3 protein-coding genes and 2 pseudogenes are annotated in these 4,138 nt (G+C 61.8%); 2 read left to right on the top strand and 3 right to left on the bottom strand.

Going from position 1 to position 4,138, the window contains the following annotated elements:
* The 3 genes and pseudogenes from EN994_RS20575 to EN994_RS20565 all read right to left on the bottom strand — a co-directional run.
* Window positions 1-713 (bottom strand): annotated as a pseudogene (locus EN994_RS20575) (ABC transporter ATP-binding protein); the annotation flags it as partial.
* A 10-nt stretch (window positions 714-723) separates the two neighbouring features.
* Window positions 724-2,601 carry an ABC transporter ATP-binding protein gene (locus tag EN994_RS20570; protein ID WP_063168844.1) on the bottom strand — a complete coding sequence of 626 codons (1,878 nt, stop codon included), beginning with the start codon at window positions 2,599-2,601 and terminating at the stop codon, window positions 724-726.
* Window positions 2,602-2,630: 29 nt separating this feature from the next.
* Window positions 2,631-3,026 carry a hypothetical protein gene (locus EN994_RS20565; RefSeq protein ID WP_082826695.1) on the bottom strand — a complete coding sequence of 132 codons (396 nt, stop codon included), beginning with the start codon at window positions 3,024-3,026 and terminating at the stop codon, window positions 2,631-2,633.
* 443 nt (window positions 3,027-3,469) lie between these two features.
* Here EN994_RS20565 and EN994_RS20560 point away from each other — a divergent pair, with 443 nt between their 5' ends.
* Window positions 3,470-3,928: a tRNA (cytidine(34)-2'-O)-methyltransferase gene (locus tag EN994_RS20560; protein WP_127307768.1), complete on the top strand. Its 459-nt coding sequence runs from the start codon at window positions 3,470-3,472 to the stop codon at window positions 3,926-3,928.
* 132 nt (window positions 3,929-4,060) lie between these two features.
* Window positions 4,061-4,138 (top strand): annotated as a pseudogene (locus tag EN994_RS36205) (redox-sensitive transcriptional activator SoxR); the annotation flags it as partial.

Here is a 4,138-nt window from a genome sequence, read left to right as displayed (position 1 = left end):
TTGGAATAGGAATCGACGATGCGGCCGGTGATCATCGAGCCGGCCTCGGCTGTTTCCTCGGCATGCTTGCGGATTGCCGGCAAATAGAGCTTGGCCAGCCAGCCGAAGGCGGAAATCCAGATCACCACCAGAACCGCCAGCCTGAGATCGAGGCCTGCGACCAGCGCCAGCGTCGTCACCGTGTAGACGATCATAAACCAGACGACCTCGATGAAGCTTTCCATCAAGTCGCCGGTCGCCTGGCCCGCCTGCCAGACCTTCGTCGCGATGCGGCCGGCGAAATCGTTCTGGAAAAAGGCGTAGGACTGGCGCGAGACATGCCGGTGCGCCTGCCAGCGCACCAGATTGTAGAAGCCCGGCGTGATCGTCTGTTCGTCGACCAGCGCCGACAGGCCGACGACGACGGTGCGGATGATCAGCACCACCACGGCCATGAAAACCAGTTCAGGGCCGGCGGCGGCCCACAGTGCGTGCCAGCTGCGCTCGGCGGGAAGCTGGTCGAGAATATCGACCAGCCGCCCGACGAAGTAGAACAGGCCGGCCTCGACCAGCGGCGCGATGCCGCCGATGACCAGCATGGCGAAGAAGGCGAACTTCGCCTGGCCGACATAGTGCCAGAGAAAGCCGCCGACACTGATCGGTGGCCGAAGATTCGCCGGCTCCCTGAACGGATAGACCCAGTTCTCGAACCAGCGATAGACGGCTGTCATCATGCGGCGGCCATCATTCTGCGGCTTGCCTCTTTGCAAGTGCGTCGTTGGCGGGACCGTCCTCAAGCAGGAACCCGCCCGACTGGCGCTGCCAGAGCTGCGCGTAGAGCCCGCCCTTGGCGACGAGTTCTTCGTGCGAACCTTCCTCGATGACACGGCCCTTGTCCATCACCACCAGCCTGTCCATCGCCGCGATGGTCGACAGCCGGTGCGCGATGGCGATGACGGTCTTGCCTTGCATGAGCTTGTAGAGATTCTCCTGGATCGCCGCCTCGGCTTCGGAATCAAGCGCCGAGGTCGCTTCGTCAAGGATAAGTATAGGTGCGTCCTTCAACATAACGCGAGCAATGGCGACGCGTTGCCGCTGGCCACCGGACAATTTGACGCCGCGGTCACCGACATAGGCGTCGAAGCCCTTGCGGCCGCTGGCATCCGAAAGCCCCGATATGAAGTCCAGCGCCTCGGCGCGCCGCGCCGCCTCGACAAGCATCTCGTCGGTTGCATCGGGCCGGCCATAAAGGATGTTCTCGCGCACCGAACGATGCAGCAGCGAGGTGTCCTGCGTGACCATGCCGATCTGCGCACGAAGCGAATCCTGCTTCACAGCGGCGATTTCCTGGCCATCGACCAATATCTGCCCGGCTTCGAGGTCGTAGAAGCGCAGCAACAGGTTGACCAGCGTGGACTTGCCGGCGCCGGAACGGCCGACGATGCCGACCTTCTCGCCCGGCTTCACCGCCAGCGACAGGCCCTCGATCACACCCTTCTGCTTGCCGTAGTGGAAGCGAATGTCCTCGAAGCGGATCTCACCCCTGGAAACGCTGATCTCCTTCGCGTCCGGCCGGTCCTCGACAAGGCGCGGCAGCGAGATCGAGGCGATACCGTCCTGCACCGTGCCGATGTTCTCGAACAGGCCCGACATTTCCCACATGATCCATTGCGACATGCCCCACAACCTGAGCACAAGGCCGATGACCACGGCGACCGCGCCGATCGTCACTGCTTGCCCCAGCCACAGCCACAGCGCCATCGCGGTCACCGAGAACAAGAGCAGCGCGTTCAGTATGTAGAGCGAGCCGAAAAGCACTGTCACCAGGCGCATCGACCGGTAGACCGTTTCGAGAAAGCCGGACATACCGTCTTTGGCGAATGACGCTTCGCGGCGTGCATGGCTGAACAGCTTGACCGTCTGGATGTTTGAGTAGCTGTCGACGACCCGGCCCGTCATGATCGAGCGCGCATTGGCCTGTTCCTCGCCGACCTTGCCCAGCCGGGGAATGAAAAACCGCAGCAAAAGGATATAGCCGACCAGCCAGACGCCGAGCGGCGCGGCCAGCCGCCAGTCGGCCGAGCCGACGATGAGCAGCATGCCGAGGAAGTAGACGATAACGTAATTCAGGACGTCGATCACCTTGATGACGCATTCGCGCACGGCGAGAGCCGTCTGCATCAGCTTGGTCGCGATGCGGCCGGCGAACTCGTCCTGGTAGAAACTCATCGACTGCTTGAGCAGATAGCGGTGCACCTGCCAGCGGATGCGCATGGGATAGTTGCCCATCAGCGTTTGCTGGTTGAGGAGCGAATGCAGCCATACGGTGCCCGGCAGTGCGAACAGCACGATGAAGGCCATGCCGGCAAGCTTCCAGGCTTCCGTCTGCAGGAAGGTTTCGCGATTCTGCCCCGACAGCCAGTCGACGATGCGGCCGAGGAAGCCGAACATCCACACTTCCGCGATCGCGATGGCCGTCACCAGCACTGCGTCGAAAAGGATATAGGGCCAGGCGCCGCGCGTATAATGCACGCAGAAGGCAACCAGCGTCTTGGGCGGCTCGACCGGTTCCGCCGCGGGGAACGGATCGAGCCTTTTTTCAAACCAGCTAAACAACAACATAGGTCATGCCTGTGAAATGTGTTTGCCGCTTACGCGGCACGTGAGCGTACGAAGTCCCCGGAACCCATGGCGTCGAGTGCCGACGGTCCGGAATCACCCGGACCGTCGGCAATGCTTCGCGCAATATAGGGGCTCGCGGGCTTTTCGCCGACAGCTGCGCCAGACGATCCTGACGACACGGTGCCGCCAGCCCGGTTTTTCGGGCCAGGCCGGATCAGCCGGATGATCCGGCGCACCAGCGACGGCCGCCCGGGATCGGGAACCGCGCGCGAAAAATCGACATCCGGCAGCATGCCGCGATGCGGCCGGCGGCGAACCTCGGCGTGAACCGCCGACGAATAGGTGTCGCCGATCAGCAGCGCCCAGGTCGGCAGTCGGTGGATATGCAGGCTCCTCGAGCCCGGTATTCTGTAGGGATCGAACATCGGTCCGTCCTCCGTGTGAAAATCGAGATAAAAAGGCGAAGCAATATCGTCCGCCGGCATTCGCCCGGAGACACGCATTGCATCGGTCCGGACATGACGAGTGTCGGTCCGGACAGCTTCAGTTGGGGCGTTCAGCCCTTTTGACTTTTTGAAAAACATCGCAGGATTCCTTCGGAAGCCGAAAAATCGTTTCGGCGGGAATCGGTGCGATCAAGTCTTAGAGAGTCAGGAGAATCGTCGTACCGAAACCGCCGGCAGGCAGGTAAGCCCACGAGAGGGGCGCTGGATGTGCATGGTCATCATGAATTACCCCTCCATCGGTTCGGGTTGACAATGCTGGTTGTATACCCGACTTCGCAGAAAATGGCCACCCGCAGGTCCAGCAATTTCCAAAACCGCCAAGCCGCTGTGGCCGATCCGCCACTTATTAGAAGGACGCGGAAATGAACCGTCGTCTCCGCATCGCGCTCTACCAGCCTGACATTGCCGGCAACACCGGAACAATCCTGCGCTTCGCCGCGTGCCTCGGACTTGGCGTCGACATCATCGAACCGGCCGGATTTCCGCTCTCCGACAAGTCGCTCAAGCGAGCCGGCATGGACTACCTCGAAATGGCTGCCCTGACCCGGCATGTCGACTGGCACGCCTTCGAGGAATGGCGCAAGGCTGGTTCGCACCGGCTGGTGCTGCTGTCGACCAAAGCCACGACGGCCTACACCAGCTTCAGCTTCGCGGACGGTGACGTCCTCCTGTTCGGCCGCGAATCCGCAGGCGTGCCGGATCCTGTCCATCAGGCGGCGAATGCGCGCCTGACCATCCCCATGCAGGGTACGGCGCGCAGCATCAACGTGGCGCTCTCCGTCGCCATGGTGGTGGGCGAAGCCATCCGGCAACTCAGATAACGGCACTCCGTCTCCCGACATCTCGACCCAGGCGCACATCGCCTTCTCCTTCGTTTGCACATCCAGGGTTTCTTCGCTACAAGCTCAACTTAACTTGAGGTCAAGCAGAAAAATCGGGACGGAAAATCAGACATGGCGCCTGTAACGGAATTAACGGTTGGCCAGGTGGCCATGCGCAGCGGGGTGGCGGTGTCGGCGCTGCATTTCTAC

It is taken from the genome of Mesorhizobium sp. M7A.F.Ca.CA.002.09.1.1 (assembly GCF_003998555.1).
Classification (GTDB): Bacteria; Pseudomonadota; Alphaproteobacteria; order Rhizobiales; family Rhizobiaceae; genus Mesorhizobium; species Mesorhizobium ciceri.
This window is presented reverse-complemented; position numbering and strand designations above follow the sequence as displayed.